General features: G+C 68.7%; 16 protein-coding genes and 1 pseudogene. 10 read left to right on the top strand and 7 right to left on the bottom strand.

Annotated elements, in window-relative coordinates:
- The first annotated feature begins 65 nt into the window (after window positions 1-65).
- Window positions 66-1,499 (top strand): nicotinate phosphoribosyltransferase, encoded by a 1,434-nt coding sequence (locus KPB06_RS30720; protein ID WP_124859861.1) that lies wholly within the window; start codon window positions 66-68, stop codon window positions 1,497-1,499.
- Window positions 1,500-1,541: 42 nt separating this feature from the next.
- On the opposite strand, the gene KPB06_RS30715 is transcribed toward KPB06_RS30720, so the two are convergent.
- A complete protein-coding gene (locus tag KPB06_RS30715; protein WP_275905746.1) occupies window positions 1,542-3,029 on the bottom strand; it encodes an aminotransferase-like domain-containing protein in 1,488 nt (495 codons plus the stop codon).
- Between the two features lie 123 nt (window positions 3,030-3,152).
- On the opposite strand from KPB06_RS30715, the gene KPB06_RS30710 reads away from it, so the two are divergent.
- The gene (locus KPB06_RS30710; RefSeq protein WP_059639792.1) at window positions 3,153-4,040 is read left to right on the top strand and encodes a DMT family transporter; all 888 of its coding nucleotides are present in this window, start codon (window positions 3,153-3,155) and stop codon (window positions 4,038-4,040) included.
- A 183-nt stretch (window positions 4,041-4,223) separates the two neighbouring features.
- On the opposite strand, the gene lysA is transcribed toward KPB06_RS30710, so the two are convergent.
- Window positions 4,224-5,462 (bottom strand): diaminopimelate decarboxylase, encoded by a 1,239-nt coding sequence (gene lysA / locus KPB06_RS30705; protein ID WP_124657759.1) that lies wholly within the window; start codon window positions 5,460-5,462, stop codon window positions 4,224-4,226.
- Between the two features lie 108 nt (window positions 5,463-5,570).
- Here lysA and KPB06_RS30700 point away from each other — a divergent pair, with 108 nt between their 5' ends.
- Both KPB06_RS30700 and KPB06_RS30695 read left to right on the top strand, forming a co-directional pair.
- Window positions 5,571-6,485: a LysR family transcriptional regulator gene (locus tag KPB06_RS30700; protein ID WP_059639790.1), complete on the top strand. Its 915-nt coding sequence runs from the start codon at window positions 5,571-5,573 to the stop codon at window positions 6,483-6,485.
- Between the two features lie 59 nt (window positions 6,486-6,544).
- On the top strand, window positions 6,545-7,144 hold the full coding sequence (locus KPB06_RS30695; protein ID WP_275905748.1) for a GNAT family N-acetyltransferase: 600 nt from the start codon (window positions 6,545-6,547) through the stop codon (window positions 7,142-7,144).
- A 111-nt stretch (window positions 7,145-7,255) separates the two neighbouring features.
- On the opposite strand, the gene KPB06_RS30690 is transcribed toward KPB06_RS30695, so the two are convergent.
- A complete protein-coding gene (locus KPB06_RS30690; RefSeq protein ID WP_059584671.1) occupies window positions 7,256-7,834 on the bottom strand; it encodes a DUF4142 domain-containing protein in 579 nt (192 codons plus the stop codon).
- Between the two features lie 385 nt (window positions 7,835-8,219).
- Entirely contained in the window at window positions 8,220-8,843 is a 624-nt protein-coding gene (locus KPB06_RS30685) for an HAD hydrolase-like protein (protein ID WP_275905749.1), read from the bottom strand.
- 161 nt (window positions 8,844-9,004) lie between these two features.
- Between KPB06_RS30685 and KPB06_RS30680 the strand changes: the two genes are divergently transcribed.
- Both KPB06_RS30680 and KPB06_RS30675 read left to right on the top strand, forming a co-directional pair.
- Window positions 9,005-9,448, top strand: a complete 444-nt coding sequence (locus KPB06_RS30680) for a GNAT family N-acetyltransferase (RefSeq protein WP_059585105.1) — start codon at window positions 9,005-9,007, stop codon at window positions 9,446-9,448.
- A gap of 57 nt (window positions 9,449-9,505) precedes the next feature.
- Window positions 9,506-9,724, top strand: coding sequence for a DUF1653 domain-containing protein (locus tag KPB06_RS30675; protein ID WP_006480837.1), 219 nt, complete (start codon window positions 9,506-9,508; stop codon window positions 9,722-9,724).
- A 23-nt stretch (window positions 9,725-9,747) separates the two neighbouring features.
- Here the strand turns inward: KPB06_RS30675 and atpC are convergent, their stop codons facing one another.
- Together atpC and atpG are read right to left on the bottom strand one after the other, a co-directional pair.
- Window positions 9,748-10,206: an ATP synthase F1 subunit epsilon gene (atpC, locus tag KPB06_RS30670; RefSeq protein WP_059584674.1), complete on the bottom strand. Its 459-nt coding sequence runs from the start codon at window positions 10,204-10,206 to the stop codon at window positions 9,748-9,750.
- Between the two features lie 10 nt (window positions 10,207-10,216).
- On the bottom strand, window positions 10,217-11,086 hold the full coding sequence (gene atpG, locus KPB06_RS30665; protein ID WP_059584676.1) for an ATP synthase F1 subunit gamma: 870 nt from the start codon (window positions 11,084-11,086) through the stop codon (window positions 10,217-10,219).
- Between the two features lie 122 nt (window positions 11,087-11,208).
- On the opposite strand from atpG, the pseudogene KPB06_RS30660 reads away from it, so the two are divergent.
- The 4 genes and pseudogenes from KPB06_RS30660 to fabI form a co-directional block, all read left to right on the top strand.
- Window positions 11,209-12,207: pseudogene (locus KPB06_RS30660) on the top strand (phosphate acetyltransferase); the annotation flags it as partial.
- Between the two features lie 10 nt (window positions 12,208-12,217).
- Window positions 12,218-13,426, top strand: a complete 1,209-nt coding sequence (locus KPB06_RS30655) for an acetate/propionate family kinase (protein ID WP_059584677.1) — start codon at window positions 12,218-12,220, stop codon at window positions 13,424-13,426.
- 8 nt (window positions 13,427-13,434) lie between these two features.
- Complete coding sequence (locus KPB06_RS30650) at window positions 13,435-14,556, top strand: alpha/beta fold hydrolase (protein WP_104012627.1); 1,122 nt, start codon at window positions 13,435-13,437, stop codon at window positions 14,554-14,556.
- A gap of 28 nt (window positions 14,557-14,584) precedes the next feature.
- Entirely contained in the window at window positions 14,585-15,346 is a 762-nt protein-coding gene (gene fabI / locus KPB06_RS30645; RefSeq protein WP_275905750.1) for an enoyl-ACP reductase FabI, read from the top strand.
- Window positions 15,347-15,406: 60 nt separating this feature from the next.
- Here the strand turns inward: fabI and KPB06_RS30640 are convergent, their stop codons facing one another.
- A complete protein-coding gene (locus KPB06_RS30640; protein ID WP_059584682.1) occupies window positions 15,407-16,618 on the bottom strand; it encodes a winged helix-turn-helix domain-containing protein in 1,212 nt (403 codons plus the stop codon).
- Window positions 16,619-16,806 lie beyond the last annotated feature (188 nt).

Below are 16,806 nucleotides of genomic sequence, written 5' to 3'. Positions count from 1 at the left end.
TTCCCCGCATCCGGTCCGCCGCGACAGACGCGGCGGCACTTCAACGGCCTAGAGGAGCTCTAGCCATGCAAAACGTTCCCGGCGGCTTTGCCGCGGTTCTCGCCAATCCGATTCTCAACACGGATTCGTACAAGGCTTCCCACTTCCTGCAATATCCGCCGGATGCATCGGCGATGTTCTCGTACGTCGAATCGCGCGGCGGCCGCTACGACCGCACGCTGTTCTTCGGCCTGCAGATGCTGCTGAAGGAGTATCTGTGCAAGCCCGTTACGCACGCGATGATCGACGAGGCGCGCGATTTCTTCACCGTGCACGGCGAGCCGTTCAACGAAGCCGGATGGCGCCATATCGTCGAACGCTACGACGGCTACCTGCCGGTGAAGATCCGCGCGGTGCCGGAGGGGTCGATCGTGCCGGTGCACAACGTGCTGATGACGGTTGAATGCGACGATCCGCAGGTGTTCTGGCTCGCGTCGTATCTCGAGACGATGCTGTTGCGCGTCTGGTATCCGGTGACGGTGGCGACCCGCAGCTGGCACCTGCGGCAGACGATTCGCCGCTTCCTCGACAAGACCGACGACGATCTCGCGCAACTGCCGTTCAAGCTGCACGACTTCGGCGCGCGCGGCGTGTCCAGCGCGGAATCGGCCGCGATCGGCGGCGCCGCGCACCTCGTGAGCTTCATGGGTTCGGACACGGTGCTCGGCGTGCTGGCCGCGAACCGCTTCTATCGCGAGCCGATGGCCGCGTACTCGGTGCCGGCGGCCGAGCACAGCACGATCACGTCGTGGGGGCGCGAAGGCGAGGCCGATGCGTACCGCAACATGATCGCCCGCTTCGGTTTGCCGGGCGCGATCGTATCGGTCGTGTCGGACTCCTACGATCTGTTCGCCGCGCTGGAGATGTGGGGCGGCCCGCTGCGCCAGGCGGTGATCGATTCGGGCGCGACGCTCGTCGTGCGTCCCGATTCCGGCGACCCGGTGACGATCGTGCTGCAAACGGTGCGTGCGCTCGACGCGTCGTTCGGCTCGACGGTGAACGGCAAAGGGCGGCGCGTGCTGAACCGCGTGCGCGTGATCCAGGGCGATGGGGTCGACGAGCAGTCGATCGAAGCGATCCTCGTCGCGCTCGACGAGGCCGGCTACGCGGCCGGCAACGTGGTGTTCGGCATGGGCGGCGCGTTGTTGCAGCGCGTGAACCGCGATACGCAGCGCTTCGCGATGAAGTGCTCGGCGATCCGGCGTGGCGACGTATGGCATGACGTCCGGAAGGACCCGGCCACCGATCAGGGCAAGCGCTCGAAGAAGGGGCGGCTCACGCTGCTGCGCAATCGCCGCACCGGCGAGTATCGGACGGTGACGCTGCCGGTTGCGTGGGACGATCGCACGCTGGAAGGCGAATGGGACGACGCGCTCGAGACGGTGTTCGACACCGGCCGTCTGCTCGTCGATACGTCGTTCGCCGAGGTGCGGGCGAGGGCGCACGCGGGCGAGGTGTGACGCGGGCGGCGGGGTCTCCCGCCGCCGTGCGGCCGGCTTGCGTCAATTGCCGGCCGGCACATCGCCGCGCGCCACCACCCGCGCCGCCTCCATCGCGCGCGCCAGTGCATCGAACACCGCCGGCCCCTTGCAGCGCGACACATTGAAGCGCATGTACGACGTCGCGCTGCGCGACGCGCTGAACACGTCGCCCGGCGCGAGCACCACGTCGTGGTCCAGCGCATGACGTGCGACGCGCGCGGCATCGAGCCCGTCCGGCAATTGCGCCCACACGAACAACCCGCCGCGCGGCTCGGTCCAGATTTCGAGCCCGGCCCGTGCGAGACGCCGGATCGTTTCGCCCATCGCATCCGCGAGACGCGCGCGCAGGCTGTCGAGATGGCGCCGGTACGTACCGTCGATCAGCAGCCGATGCACGACGTTCGCGCCGATCTGCGCGTTGCCGAACGACGTCGCGAGCTTCAGGTCGACGAGCGCGTCGATCCATTCCGGGCGCGCGGCGACATAGCCGCAGCGGATCGCGGCCGACAGCGTTTTCGAGAAGCTGCCGATCGACACGACGCGAGACAGCCCGTCGAACGCCGCGAGGCGCGGCGCGGGCGTGCTCTCGAAATCCGCGAAGATGTCGTCCTCGACGATCAGCAGCCCGTGCTCGGCCGCGAGCGTCAGCAGCCGGTGCGCGACGGGCGGCGCGAGCGTCGCGCCGGTCGGGTTGTGCAGCGCGGCGTTGGTGATGTACAGGCGCGGCCGATGCTCGGCGAGCACCTGTTCGAAGCGCACGAGATCGGGGCCGTTCGGCGTGAACGGCACGCTGACGATCCGTGCGCGGTGCGCGCGCAGCAGCGCCTGGAAGTTGAAGTAGCACGGATCGTCGAGCACGACCGTATCGCCGGGCTCCAGCAGCAGGCGGCACACGAGGTCGAGCGCGTGCGTGCCGCCGTCGGTCAGCATGATCTGCGCGGGTTCTGCGTGGACGCCGTGCTGCGCGAGCCGCCACGCGAGTTGCTGGCGCAGCGCAGGCAGGCCGAGCGGCGTCGCATAGTCGGTCAGCGCATCGGATTCGTCGCGCGACACGGCGCGCAGCGCGCGACGCAGGCTTTCGTCGGGCAGCCACGACGACGGCAACCATCCGCAGCCGGGCTTCACCGACGTCGGCGCCGCTTCGAGCGACTGGCGCGACAGCCACAGCGGATCGAGCTCGCGATCGAGGCGCGGGCCGAGCTCCGCGAGCGCGAGCGGCGGGGCGTGCCCCGACACGTAGAAGCCCGAGCCGCGCCGGGCGACGAGCACGCCTTCGCTCGCGAGCCGCTCGTACGCATCGACGACCGTCGATTTCGACACGCCGAGCGCGTCGGCCATCATCCGGATCGACGGCACGCGCGCGCCGGGCATCAGCGCACGGCTCGCAATCCGTGCGCGCAACGTGTCCATGACGGTTTCCACGCGCGTGCGCGACGGCGCGGGCGGAGCGGGAATCGGGACGGGAATCGGGACGGGAATCGGGGCGGGAATCGGGGCGGAAAGGTTCATGGCGGACTGTGAACTGTACGGTCGTTTGTCCAGTACAGTTTGTCTGAATTGTATTGGGCTGTAGCTTACGCCGTTTTGGCCGGCGGCGGATCATCGGTCATCCCTTTCCCATCAGGATCGACCGTGCAGAAAACGACCGACGGATGGCTCAGCGGCCTGCTGGGCGTCATCATCTTCAGTGGCTCGCTGCCCGCGACGCGCGTCGCGGTGCAAGGGCTCGACCCGCTGTTCCTCACGTTCGCCCGCGCGACGATCGCCGGCGCGCTCGGCCTGCTGCTGCTCGTCGTGCTGAAGCAGAAGCGGCCGTCGCGTGCCGAGGCCGTGTCGCTGGCCATCGTCGCGCTCGGTGTCGTGGTCGGTTTTCCATTGCTGACCGCGCTTGCGCTGAAGCACGTGACGTCGGCGCATGCGATCGTGTTCGTCGGGCTGCTGCCGCTCGCGACCGCGCTGTTCGGCGTCTGGCGCGGCGGCGAACGGCCGCGGCTGCCGTTCTGGATCTTCTCGATCGTCGGCAGCGGCGCGGTGGCCGCATTTGCGCTGCGCAACGGCGGGCAGGCATCGGTGGTCGGCGATGCGCTGATGCTGGCCGCGATCGTCGCGTGCGGGCTCGGTTATGCGGAGGGCGCGCGCCTGTCGCGCGAGCTCGGCGGCTGGCAGGTGATCTCGTGGGCGCTCGTGCTGTCGTTGCCGCTGATGCTGCCGCTCACGTGGCTGACCTGGCCTGCGTCGTTCGACGGCGTCGATGCCGCCGCGCTGTGGGGGCTCGCGTATGTGTCGCTGTTCAGCATGTTGATCGGCTTCGTGTTCTGGTATCGCGGGCTCGCGCTCGGCGGCATCGCGGGCGTCGGCCAGCTGCAGTTGCTGCAGCCGTTCTTCGGTTTCCTGCTCGCGGCCGGGCTGCTGCACGAGACGGTGCCGCCGTCGATGGTCGTCGTGACGGTCGTGGTGGTGGGCTGCGTCGCGGGCGCGAAGTACTTCTCGAAGATGGCGCCCGTGCAGCGCGCGGGGTGACGCAGGTACCGCGGCGCGCCGACCATCGGGCCGACGTCACCCGGTGCGTGGCTGGCGGCAAGCCGGTTGCCGCCGATGCGCACGATCGCGATCGTGAGGCCGACGGCGGCGATCCGACGCAAAACGGCCAGGCTGCCGGTCGCGGCAAGCCTGGCCGTGGGCGTTCGCCACGCCGGACGCGGATTACTCGAACGTTTCGAGCGCGAGCAATTCACCGATCGTCTGCCGGCGGCGGATCAGCCGCGGCGTACCGCGATCGACGAGCACTTCCGGCGCGAGCGGCCGGCTGTTGTAGTTCGACGACATCGACGCGCCGTACGCGCCCGCGTCGTGCAGGAACAGCAGGTCGCCGATCTGCGGCTGCGCGAGCTTGCGGTGCGTGACCACGCCGCCCGCATCCTGCGTGAACACGTCGCCTGATTCGCACAGCGGCCCGGCGATCGCGAGGTCGACGAGCGGCCGGCCGGCAGGCAGCGCGCCATCATGCGCGTGCACCGACACCGCGTGGTAGCTGCCGTACATCGACGGGCGCATCAGATCGTTGAAGCCCGCGTCGATCAGCACGAAATCGTGCTTCGGCCGACGGTTGACGGCCTGCACTTCGGTGACGAGCGTGCCGGCTTCCGCGACGAGAAAGCGGCCCGGTTCGATCTCGATGCGCACCGGGTGGCCGAGATGCCGTTCAATGCGCTTGCGCGCGGCGTCCCACTGGCTGAAGTAGTGGCCGACGTCGACGCGCGGCTCGCCGTCGCGATACGGAATCGACAGGCCGCCGCCGGCCGAGATCGCGTCGATGTCGTGGCCGAGCGACGTGACGAGATCGACCATCGCATCGCACACCTGCGACAGATGGCCGTAGTCGACGCCCGAACCGATGTGCATGTGGATGCCGACCAGCTTCAGCCCGTACTGGCGCACGATCTCGATCGCGCGCGGTACGTCGTCGATCCAGATGCCGTGCTTGCTCTGCGGGCCGCCGGTGTTGGTCTTGTTGCTGTGGCCGTGGCCGAAGCCCGGGTTGACGCGCAGCCACACGCGGTGGCCGGGCGCGTGCTCGCCGACGCGCGCGAGCATGTCGAGCGAACCGGCGTTCACGGTCACGCCGTGCTTGAGCACCGCCGCGAGCGTCGGGCGGTCGATCAGGTCGGCCGTGAACACGACGCCTTCCGGCTCGCCTGCCGGACTGAACCCCGCCGCGAGGCTGCGCTCGATCTCGCCGAGCGACACGGCGTCGACGCACGCGCCTTCCTCGCGCATCAGCTTCAGGATATGGACGTTCGAGTTCGCCTTCTGCGCATAGCGGATCACGTCGAACTGGCGCAGTTGGGCGATGCGGTCGCGGATGACGTCGGCGTCGTACACCCACAACGGGGTGCCGTATTGCTGCGCGAGCGCTGCGAGCTGGCGGGAATCGAGGGACATGGCGGATGAATCGGATCGAATGAACGGATAGCCGGATGATGCGCCTGATCGGCTATACAGTAAAATGCCTATATATCGATACTCGATTCATTTCTGATATATACGATCATGCTCACGCACCGTCATATCGAGGTTTTCCGCGCGCTGATGGTCACCGGCAGCACGACCCGGGCGGCCGAGATGCTGTACACGTCGCAACCGACGATCAGCCGCGAGCTCGCGCGGATGGAGCAGGTCGTCGGCTTTGCGCTGTTCGAGCGCGCGCACGGTCGGCTGCGCCCGACGATGGCCGCACTCACGCTGTTCGACGACGTGCGGCTCGCGTATGTGGGGCTCGAACGCGTCGCGGCGACGGCCGCGCGCCTGCGCGAGTTTCGCGACGGGCAATTGTCGGTGATCGCGCTGCCCGCGTTCTCGCATGCGATCCTGCCCGGTGCGTGCCGGCGCTTTCACGACGCGCATGCGGGCGTCAGCGTGTCGGTCGCGACGCAGGAGTCGCCGGTGCTGGAGGAGTGGTTGACCGCGCAGCGTTACGACCTCGGGCTGACCGAGCACGATGTCGCGCCGGCCGGCACCGTGCTCACGCCGCTGCTGGAAGTCGACGAGGTGTGCGTGCTGCCCGACGGTCATCCGTTGCTCGCGCAGGACGCGATCGACCTGCTGGATCTCGCCGACCGTCCGTTCGTGAGCCTGTCACTGAACGATCCGTACCGCATCCTGATCGACGAGGCGTTCGCGCAGCTCGGCGTCGCGCCGCGCTCGGTGGTCGACACGCCGTCGGCCGTGTCGGTATGCGCGTTCGTGCGGCAAGGGCTCGGGGCCGCGATCGTCAACCCGCTCACGGCGCTCGATTTCGTCGGCCGCGACCTACACGTGCGGCCGCTGACGCGTTCGTTTCCGTACCGCGTCAGCCTGATCGTGCCCGAGCACCGGCCGAAGAACCTGCTCGTCGACGCGTTCGCCGATGCACTGCGCGGCGAAGCGAAGGCGATCCGCCGCCGGCTCGCCGCACACCTCGGCTAGCGGCATCGCCGTATGATGGGCGCTTCACCGCCATCGCCGTCATTTTCCGGAATCCCGTCATGACCGACGCATCGTCTTTCCTCGAACAACCGACCCTCACCGGCGAACGTGTCGTCCTGCGCCCGCTCGACGCATCCGATCGGCAGGCGCTGCTGGACGCCGCGGCCGACGGCGCGTTGTGGAACCTGAAGGTCACGGTCGTGCCGGGTGCGCAGACGGTCGACGCCTACATCGATACGGCGTTGCAGGGGCGGGCGGCAGGCACCGTGATGCCGTTCGTGATCGTCGATCGCGCATCGGGCCGCGCGATCGGCAGCACGCGCTTCTGGAAGATCGATCGCAAGAACCGCAAGCTCGAGATCGGCCATACGTGGCTGAGCGAATCGGCGCAGCGTACGCGTGCGAATACCGAAGCGAAGTGGTTGCTGCTGGCTTATGCGTTCGACACGCTGCAATGCGTGCGCGTGCAGTTCACGACGGACGAACTGAACGAGCGATCGCGCGCGGCGATCCTGAGGCTCGGTGCGAAACAGGAGGGCATCGTGCGTCACGAACGGATCATGCCGGATGGCCGCAAGCGCAACTCGGTGCGTTTCAGCATCATCGACGACGAATGGCCGGAAGTGCGGGCACGGCTCGAGGCGAAGCTGGCGACGTAACGTGTGACGCTTGATGCTTGACGTGCGTCGCGCGGCCGGCAGCGGAGGCGGCCGCGCGACGGCGGCGGAAACGGTGCGCCGCGCACGTGGCGCGGCGCGGCATCGCGGGGGTTACTGCGCCGATGCGAGGTGATGACGCTGCGCGAGCTTTTGCGCGTCCGCGTAGTGCGCCTGCAGGATCGGCAGCGCCTGGCGGGCGACTTCCTTCAGCTTGGTGTCGCGGCCCGACGCGATTTCGGCCTGGAACGCCGAGATCGCCTTCTGCTGGCCGGCGAGCGCGACCTGTTCGATATACGCCTTGTCGAACTCGGCGCCGCGCAGGCTCTTGATGCTGTTCAGCACGGTCGTGTCGGGGTCGTTGGCCGGCACGTCGACGCCGCGCGGGCTCGCCGCGCGCATCGCCTGGATGATCTTCGCATCGTCGGTCGACACGCGTTGCGCGAATGCCTTGACCTGGCTGTCCGACGTGCGCGAATCGGCGATGCGCGCGGCGTCGTGCTGCGTCGACACGGTCTTCGTGCCGTCGGTGATGAAGGTCTGGTCGGCTTCGTGGATGCGCGTCGCGGTCGCGGCCGGCGCGGCCGATGCGCCGGGCGCCGGCTGCGCGGTTTGCGCGGTCGCCGTCACGGCGACGAGAAGCAGGCCGGCGGCAGACAAGGCAACGCGCGAAATGTGGGGGAAGCGGTTCATGGGGACCTCCTTTCGATCGGGGCTCTGGTTGAAAAACGGATCGTGCGATCCGTCGCTGTGCGAGAGAGACCGGGCGCGCCCGGACCGGAGTCGACCGCCGCTCTGCCGCGGCGTCGGTCGAAGTGTTTCCCGGCCCGACTGATTCTAGGAGAGCGGTCGGGTAGCAGGTGCAACCGTGCTGTGGCTTGTGTAACGGTTGGTAAGACGATTCGGTCGGCATGCGCGCAGGCAGGTAGCGCGTACCTGATGCGCATGCCGTGGCGGCAATTTTTGCGTGCGCGTGGCGCATGCAATGCATGAGATGCGCGTGCGTGTCATCGGCATTTGACGGGCGTGATGGCGTCGCGCGAGTGGGCTGCGTCGGTGCGTGGCGTGCGTGAAAGCGCTATACGCGCTCGAGCAGCGCATCGAGGCGCGGCAGCAACGGCATCGCGCAATGCGCCTGCAACGCGTCGGGCGCCGTGTAACCCCACGCGACGCCCTGGAACGCGATACGTGCGCGCCGTGCCGCGTCGGCATCGCGGATTTCGTCGCCGACGTACAGCACTTCGTCGGCGCGCACACCGGCCTCGCGAACGAGCGCGCGCAGCCGGCGCGCCTTGCCGAACAGCGGAATGCCGCATGCGAAATGGTCGACGCGCGCGCCGGCATGCGGGCCGAGCCGGTCGCGCACGATTTCCTCGGTGTTCGACGTGGCGATCGCGATGCGGATGCCGCGCGCGGCGAGCGCGTCGAACGTTGCGTCGACGCCGGGAAACAACTGCACGTTCGCGACGCGCGGCCGCATCAGGCGGCGCATGTCGATCGTCACGCGCGGCACTTTCCACATCGGCACGTCGAGCGCGCGGATGATGTCGCGCGCCGACATGCCGCGCAGCGCCGGGCGCAGCTCGGGCGTGGCGTCACGAAAGCCGTGCAGGCGTGACGCTTCCGACAGCGCGGCGAGAAAACTGTCGAGCGAATCGGCGAGCGTGCCGTCGAAGTCGAAGGCGATGAGGCGGTAGGTCATGAAGCAGCGTCGCGGGTTTATTGGGCGGATCCCATTGTCGCCGAATCGAGGGTGGGCAGTGCGGCTGTTCGTCCACGGCGGACCCTGGTACCCCTTGTCCCCCACCCGACAGCGCGGTATCGTCGATGCTCCGCCTTCCGCCCCCGAACCGGAGAACCGACGTGCCCGCAGCCACCTCCGCCACGCTGAGATTTTCCACCGACAAGCGCGAACTCGACGTCGACGCGATCTTCGACTTCCTGCATCGCGATGCATATTGGTCGCAGGGCATTCCGCGCGACGTGGTCGAGCGGGCCATCGAGGGTTCGCTGTGCTTCGGCGCGTATGTCGGCGGCCGGTTCGTCGGTTTCGCGCGGCTCGTCACCGATCATGCGACGTTCGCGTACCTGTGCGACGTGTTCGTGCTGCCGGCCGAACGCGGCAACGGCTACGGCCGCGCGCTGATCGACCATATATTCGCGCAGGAGTGGGTGCAGCGCCTGCGCCGCATCATGCTCGTGACGACCGATGCACACGAACTGTACCGGCCGGTCGGTTTCGGTCCGTCCGCGAACCCCGAGCGGCTGATGGAGATTCGCCGCCCCGATATCTACACGAAACGCTGACGCGCGGCGCAGCGCATACAATACGCGCTTTCCGTTCTTGCCGAAGAGAAGCACACCATGACCGAACAGGAAGCCGAACAGCTCGCGACGCACCGCCACTACAAGGGCGGCCTGTACCGCTACATCGGCGTTGCCCGCCATTCCGAAACCGAGGAATCGGTGGTCGTCTACGAGCATCTGTGGCCGCATGCGCGCGGCCTCTGGGTGCGGCCGGAAGCAATGTTCAACGGCAATCTCGAAGACGGCACGCCGCGTTTTCGCAAGCTGCGCGACTGAGCGGGCGGCGCCTCAGCCGCCGTCTAGCCGGCGCCGCCCGGCTTGTCGTGCGGCGCCTGTTGCCGCAGCGCCATCGCAAAGAAGCGCCGGATTTCATCCATCAGTTCCGCGCGGGCCGACGCGAAATCGAACGCACGCCGGTTTTCGTGCGCGTAGCGCCGGCGCCAGTCGTCGGCCGCATGCCGCGCTTCGCGTGCGCGCAGATCGTCGAGTTCGGGCGTGCGCAGCGCGTGATCGGCGATCAGCGTCACGCCTTCGCGGCTGACTTCCAGCACGCCGCCCGCGACGAGCAGGCGGCGATGCTCGCCGGTCGGCGCATCGACGAGCATCACGACGCCCGGCCGGATCCGCGTGAGCAGCGGCGCGTGGTGCGGGTAGATCCCCAGTTCTCCACTTTCCCCCGGGACGACGACGAAATGCGCGTCGCCGGCATACAGCACCGCTTCCACGCTCACGATGTCGAGCCGCATCGACGTCTTCATGCGTACTCCTTCAGACTGCCGCCGCGCCGGCGACGATTTCGCACAGCTCGGTGGTGATCTGCGCCTGTCGCGTCTTCTGGTACAGGTGCCGCAGTTCGCGCAACACGCGGTCGGCGTTGTCCGTCGCGGTCTGCATGCTGAACATCCGCGCGCATTGCTCGCACGCGTAGTTTTCGACGACGGCCTGATAGAGCGTCGCCTCGACGTAGCGCAGCAGCAACGTGTCGACGACCGGTTTGGGCGCGGGCTCGTACAGATAATCGGACGCGGCCGCGCCGTCGGTCGGCGCGCCGGTGTCGAGCCCCGCGATCGGCAGCATCGCGTCGATGCGCGGCTCGTACGCGAGCGGGCTCGTCAGCCGGTTGTACGCGACGTGCACTTCGTCGAGCTCGCCGTTGACGAACGCGGTCAGCGGCACGAGCAGCGCCCCGAGCAACTGCTCGAAGTGCGGCTCGGCGGCCAGGCCGCCCGCACGGGCCGCGATGGTCGCGCCGTGGCGCAGCAGCGGCGCGAGGCCGCGCGCGCCGATCACGCTCAGTTCGCAGGCGACGCCGGCCCGGTCCCAGCGTTCGAGCGCATTCACGCATTCGACGAGCAATCGCGCATTGAGCGGGCCGCACAGCCCGCGATCGGTGCTGACGACGATCAGGCCGACGCGGCGTACGGTATCGCGGCGCGCCATCAGCGCCGATACGTGGTCGGGGCGGTCGCGCAGCACGCGTTCCGCCATCGCGCCGATGCGCGCCGCGTACGGGCGGAACTCGCGCGCGCGTCGCTGCGCGCTCGCCATCTTGGTGCGCGCCATCATCTCCATCGCCTTGGTGATCTTGCGCGTGGACGAGGTGCTGGCGATCTTCGCGCGGATTTCGCGTGTGTGCATGTCAGGGGGGGAGGCGTCGCGGCCATCCGGATGTCATCGTGCGACTTCATGCTATCGGGACTTCACCTGAAACGATTGACTGAAATCAAACGACTTCGCCCGGTCCCGCACCAGAATCCGTTCACGTGATCCTTGCGAAGGGGCAGCCGATGACCGATGTACGCACGCATCAGAAATACGAAGCGCTGATCGCGCGTTGCCGCGCATTACGCCCGGTGACGGTCGCGGTCGCGCATCCTTGCGACGAGGTATCGCTGCACGCGGCGGCCGCCGCCGCTCGGGCCGGCATCGTCGTGCCCGTGCTGGTCGGCCCGGTGGCGCGGATCACGATGCTCGCCGCGACGCTGGGTATCGACCTGTCCGGCTATCGGCTCGTGGATGCGCCGCACAGCCATGCGTCGGCGGCGCGCGCGGTCGAACTGGTGCGCGCGGGCGACGCGCAGGCGCTGATGAAGGGCAGCCTGCACACCGACGAGTTGCTGGCGGAAGTGGTGCGCGCCGATACGGGGCTGCGCACCGGGCGGCGCCTGAGCCACGTGTTCATCATGGACGTGCCGACTTACCACAAGCCGCTGTTCATCACCGACGCGGCCGTCAATATCCGTCCGACGCTCGAGCAAAAGGCCGACATCGCGCAGAACGCGATCGATTTCGCGCATGCGCTCGGCATCGCCCGGCCGAAGGTGGCGATCCTGTCGGCGGTCGAGACGGTCAGCTCGAAGCTGCCGTCGACGCTCGACGCGGCCGCGCTGTGCAAGATGGCCGAGCGCGGCCAGATCACCGGCGCGCTGCTCGACGGGCCGCTCGCGCTCGACAACGCGATCAGCCCGGAGGCCGCGCGGCTCAAGCATCTCGGTTCCGCGGTCGCGGGCGATGCGGACATCCTGCTCGTGCCCGACCTCGAGGCCGGCAACATGCTCGCGAAGGAACTGACGTTCCTCGCGAATGCCGATGCGGCCGGCATCGTGCTCGGCGCGCGCGTGCCGGTGATCCTGACGAGTCGCGCCGACAGCGAACGCACGCGCCTGGCGAGCTGCGCGGTCGCGGCGCTCGTCGCGGCGGCGGCGCGCACGACGGCGGCACCCGTGGCCGCGCCGGCGGTTGCGGTTGACGCACACTGACGGGGCCGCGATGCGACATCCCGTCCTGGTGCTCAACGCCGGCTCGTCGAGCCTCAAGTTCTCGGTCTACGACACGCGCGAGGATCGTTCGCTCGATGCGGGCCTGCACGGGCAGGTCGAGAACCTGCATGACACGCCGCATCTGTTCGTGGCCGACGCGCACGGCACGACGCTCGCCGACAGCCCCGTCGCGCAACCAGGGCATCAAGGCGCGATCGAGGCGCTGCACGCGTGGTTCGCGGCTCATGTCGGGCGCGAGGCCGCGTTCGACGGCGTCGGGCACCGGGTCGTGCATGGCGGCCCGTATTTCACCGCGCCGGTGCGGATCGATGCGCGCGTGCTCGATGCGATCGCGTCGCTTTCGCCGCTCGCGCCGCTGCACCAGCCGCATCACGTCGACGCGATTCGCGCGGTTGCGGCGGTCGCGCCGAACCTCCCGCAGGTCGCGTGTTTCGACACCGCGTTCCATTCGACGGTGCCGGCGCTCGAACGGGAGTTCGCGCTGCCGCGCGCGCTGACCGAGCAGGGCATCGTGCGCTACGGGTTTCACGGGCTGTCGTACGAGTACATCGCGACGGCGCTCGCGGCCCTCGATCCATCGTGGGGGCGGCACCGGACGGTGATCGCACACCTCGGCAACGGCGCGAGCCTGTGTGCGCTCGCGAACGGCCGCAGCGTCGCGACGACGATGGGGTTCACGGCCGTCGATGGGCTGCCGATGGGCACGCGCACGGGCGCGCTGGACCCCGGCGTGATCCTGTACCTGCAGCGTCACGCAGGCCGGTCGCCCGACGAGGTCGAGCATCTGATCTATGCCGAATCGGGCTTGCTCGGCGTGTCCGGCGTGTCGAGCGACATGCGCACGCTGCTCGCGAGCGACGCACCGTCGGCCGCGCACGCGGTCGAGCTGTTCGCCTATCGAGCGGCGCGCGAACTCGCCGCGCTGGCCGGCGTGCTCGGCGGCCTCGACACGCTCGTGTTCACGGCGGGCATCGGCGAGCACGCGCCGCGCGTGCGCGAACGGATCTGCAGCCGCGCGGCGTGGCTCGGCATCGTGCTCGACGACGCGGCGAACGCCGCCGGCCTGCCGGTGATTTCGGGCGACGCGTCGCGCGTGACGGTGCGCGTGATCCCGACCGACGAGAATCTGATGATCGCGCGGCACACGCGCCGCGTGCTGGACGACGCGATCCCTTCCACGCCGTATCCGACCCGGTGAGACCTTCGATGACAGCACGCGACACGCTTTCCCCTGCCGCCAGCGCTCTCGCGCTGCCGATTTTCTGGCCGATGGCCGCCGCCAACGCGATGTTCGCGGCCGGCGCCGAGATCGCGGCGCGCAATCTCCGCTTCCTTGCGGAAGAGGAGAAGCTCCATTTCGAAGCGCATCCGGCGCTGGCGTCGCCGAACCGGCCGTTGCTGGAACTGCGCACGATGACGTTTCGCGACTATTCGGCCGCGCCGGCGCACGGGCTGCCGACGATCGTCGATGCGCCGTACGCGGGGCACAGCGCGATGATCGCCGACTACCAGCCGGGGCAGAGCCTGATGCAGACGCTGGGCGAGCACGGCGTGACGCGTCTGTACCTGACCGACTGGCGCTCGGCCACCGAGGACATGAAGGATCTCGAGATCGACCAGTATCTGGCCGAACTGAACGTGTGCGTCGACGAACTCGGCGGCCGCGTGAATCTCGTCGGGCTGTGTCAGGGCGGCTGGATGTCCGCGATGTACGCGGCGCGTTTCCCGCACAAGGTCGCGAGTCTCGTGCTGGCCGGCTCGCCGATCGACACCGACGCGGGCGACGGCCCGATCAGGCAGATGGTGCACACGTATCCGACGTCGTTCTACGAGGAACTCGTCACGATGGGCGGCGGGCTGATGCGCGGGCGCTTCATGCTGCGCGGCTGGAAGAACATGCATCCCGACCAGCACTATCTCGCCGAGCACGTCGACCTGTACGAGCATCTCGACGATCCCGAATACCTGCGCAAGCGCGAGGTGTTCGCGAACTGGTACGAAAGCCCGATCGACCTGCCGGGGCGCTGGTACCTGCAGGCGATCGTGCAGATCTTCAAGGAGAACCGGCTCGCGAAGGGCACGTTCGTCGCGCTCGGGCGCACGCTCGACCTGAAGAATGTCGCGTGCCCGGTCTATCTGCTCGCCGGCGAGGCCGACGACATCACGACGCCGGAGCAGGTGTTCGGGGCGCGCGATCGTCTCGGCACGCCCGCGTCGCGCATCGAGAGCCGGCTCGTGCCGGGCGGCCATATCGGCCTGTTCATGGGGACGCGCACGCTGAAGACGGTGTGGCCGGACATTGCGCAATGGATCGCGGCGCAGCGCTAGGCCGGCGCGGATCGTTACGGAGAGCGACATGACGTTGCGACACAAGCGCGGGCTCGTCGTCGGCATCGCGAACGAACGAAGCATCGCGTGGGGATGCGCGCGCGCGTTTTGCCGGGCGGGCGCGACGCTCGCGGTGACGTGGCAGTCGGACAGGACCCTGCCGCACGTCGAGCCGCTGTTCGCGCAACTCGACGCGCCGATCCGGATGCCGCTCGACGTCGGGCGGCCGGACCAGATGGCGGCGGTGTTCGACGCGATCGCGGCGCAATGGGGCGAGATCGACTTCGTGCTGCATTCGGTCGCGTATGCACCGAAGGCGGACCTGCACGGCCGCGTGGTCGACAGTTCGCCGGAAGGCTTCTCGCTCGCGATGGATACCTCGTGCCATTCGTTCATCCGGATGGCGCGGCTCGCCGAGCCGCTGATGACGCGCGGCGGGAGCCTGATGGCGATGAGCTATCTCGGCGCGGAGCAGGTCGTCGCGAATTACGGGGTGATGGGGCCGGTCAAGGCCGCGCTCGAAGCGAGCGTGCGGTATCTGGCGGCCGAACTCGGCGGCGCGGGCATTCGCGTCAACGCGATTTCGCCGGGCGTGTTGCCGACCCGCGCGGCGTCGGGCCTGCCGGACTTCGGCCGGCTACTCGACGACACCGCGCGCCGGGCGCCGCTGCATCACGCACTGGACATCGACGACGTCGGCGCGTTCTGCGCGTTTCTTGCCGGCGACGGCGCACGGGCGATCACGGGCGGCACGCACTATATCGACGCCGGCATGCACATGCTCGGCTAGGGTCGACGCAAGCCCGTTATTGGCGTGAACAGGGCTTGACGCGCCGGCTGCACGCGGCGTTCAGGTGCGCGCGAATGCCTGCACGAGGGCCGGCGGCGCGTGGGCGACCGTGACCTCCGGCGTGCCGTGCCACGCCGCGAGTTTCTTCACGGCTTTCGCGACGTCGGCCGCGAGCCCGGCGCCGAAGCGCACGCCCGGCTCGACGTGCACGGCCTTCAGTTCGAACGTGCCGAGCGTGCGATGCGCTTTCGCATCGACGCGGCCCACCAGCCGGCCGCGATGCAGCACGGGCAGGCAGAAATAGCCGTAGCGCCGCTTGTGCTCGGGCGTATAGCACTCGATCGTGTAATCGAACCCGAACAGCGTCGACGCGCGCCGCCGGTCCCAGACGACCGGATCGAACGGCGACAGCAGCGTCGTGACCGTCGAGCGCAGCGTGTCGGCCGCGGCGGCCGGCAGCAGCGCATCGAGCGAGCGATGCACGTAGGCCGGCTCCTTCCAGTCGTCGATCCGCACCGGAATCAGGTCGCCGGCCTCGGCGAGCCGCTCCAGCTCCGCGCGGTACGAGCGGCGCGGCAGCCGATAGTAGTCGGCCACCCAGTCCGCGCGCACGACGCCGAGCGCGCGGCACGTGTAGTCGAGCAGCGCGGGCAGCACGGCCTCGCGCGGCGGCAGGTCGCGCGCATCGTCCCAGTCGGGCAGCACGCGTTCGCGCACGTCGTACACGCGCTGGAAATTGCGGCGCTCCGACACCATCAGGTCGCCCGTCGTGAACAGCACTTCCAGATGACGCTTTTCGGGCTTGCGATCCCACCAGCCGTTGCCCTTCACGCCGTTTTCGCGTGCGAAATCGGCCGACCGCACCGGGCCTTCTTCGCGAATCCGCGCAAGCAGCCGTTCGATCTCGGGACGATTCTGCTCGTGCCATTCGGCCGCGTATTTCCAGCCCATTCCCGACGGGTCGAGCATTTTGTAGCGCATCAGCCCGAACTGCTCGATCGGCAGAAAACACGCTTCGTGCGACCAGTATTCGAACAGGCGCGCCTCGGCGAGATGTTCGTCGAGCCAGTGCGGCGGGAAATCGCCGAGACGGCTGTACAGCACGAGATACGGGCTGCGCGCGACCACGTGGATGGTGTCGATCTGCAACTGCGCCATCCGGCGGATCGTGTCGAGCACGTCGGACTTGGTCGCCTTGCGGCGGGGTGGCGTGAGCAGGCCCTGTGCGGCGAGATGCAGGGCGCGGGCGGCGGCGGACGAAAGCGTGAGCATCGGCAGGACGGTCGAGGGTGGCGATCGGGAACCACTTTAGCGCGAAAGCGGCGCGCGCGCGCGACGTGCGGCTGCAACGCGTCTGACAATGGTTGACAGATACGTTTCGCAAGTTTCCCTATAGTGCGGTTCATGGCGCGACGACACGTGCGCGCACCGATTCCGCTTCCGACGCACATATGTCCATG

Source organism: Burkholderia semiarida (genome assembly GCF_029268935.1).
Classification (GTDB): Bacteria; Pseudomonadota; Gammaproteobacteria; order Burkholderiales; family Burkholderiaceae; genus Burkholderia; species Burkholderia semiarida.
Note: the sequence above shows the minus strand (reverse complement) of the source record. Positions and strands in the feature narration are given on the sequence as shown.

Bases quoted from the DNA above. Each gene is read 5' to 3' on its own strand.
- KPB06_RS30700 (WP_059639790.1), top strand. From the start codon at position 5,571: ATGCTCACGCACCGTCATATCGAGGTTTTCCGCGCGCTGATGGTCACC.
- KPB06_RS30640 (WP_059584682.1), bottom strand. From the start codon at position 16,618: ATGCTCACGCTTTCGTCCGCCGCCGCCCGCGCCCTGCATCTCGCCGCA.
- KPB06_RS30675 (WP_006480837.1), top strand. From the start codon at position 9,506: ATGACCGAACAGGAAGCCGAACAGCTCGCGACGCACCGCCACTACAAG.
- KPB06_RS30720 (WP_124859861.1), top strand. From the start codon at position 66: ATGCAAAACGTTCCCGGCGGCTTTGCCGCGGTTCTCGCCAATCCGATT.
- KPB06_RS30715 (WP_275905746.1), bottom strand. From the start codon at position 3,029: ATGAACCTTTCCGCCCCGATTCCCGCCCCGATTCCCGTCCCGATTCCC.
- lysA (WP_124657759.1), bottom strand. From the start codon at position 5,462: ATGTCCCTCGATTCCCGCCAGCTCGCAGCGCTCGCGCAGCAATACGGC.
- KPB06_RS30695 (WP_275905748.1), top strand. From the start codon at position 6,545: ATGACCGACGCATCGTCTTTCCTCGAACAACCGACCCTCACCGGCGAA.
- KPB06_RS30655 (WP_059584677.1), top strand. From the start codon at position 12,218: ATGCGACATCCCGTCCTGGTGCTCAACGCCGGCTCGTCGAGCCTCAAG.
- KPB06_RS30685 (WP_275905749.1), bottom strand. From the start codon at position 8,843: ATGACCTACCGCCTCATCGCCTTCGACTTCGACGGCACGCTCGCCGAT.
- fabI (WP_275905750.1), top strand. From the start codon at position 14,585: ATGACGTTGCGACACAAGCGCGGGCTCGTCGTCGGCATCGCGAACGAA.
- KPB06_RS30650 (WP_104012627.1), top strand. From the start codon at position 13,435: ATGACAGCACGCGACACGCTTTCCCCTGCCGCCAGCGCTCTCGCGCTG.
- atpG (WP_059584676.1), bottom strand. From the start codon at position 11,086: ATGCACACACGCGAAATCCGCGCGAAGATCGCCAGCACCTCGTCCACG.
- atpC (WP_059584674.1), bottom strand. From the start codon at position 10,206: ATGAAGACGTCGATGCGGCTCGACATCGTGAGCGTGGAAGCGGTGCTG.
- KPB06_RS30690 (WP_059584671.1), bottom strand. From the start codon at position 7,834: ATGAACCGCTTCCCCCACATTTCGCGCGTTGCCTTGTCTGCCGCCGGC.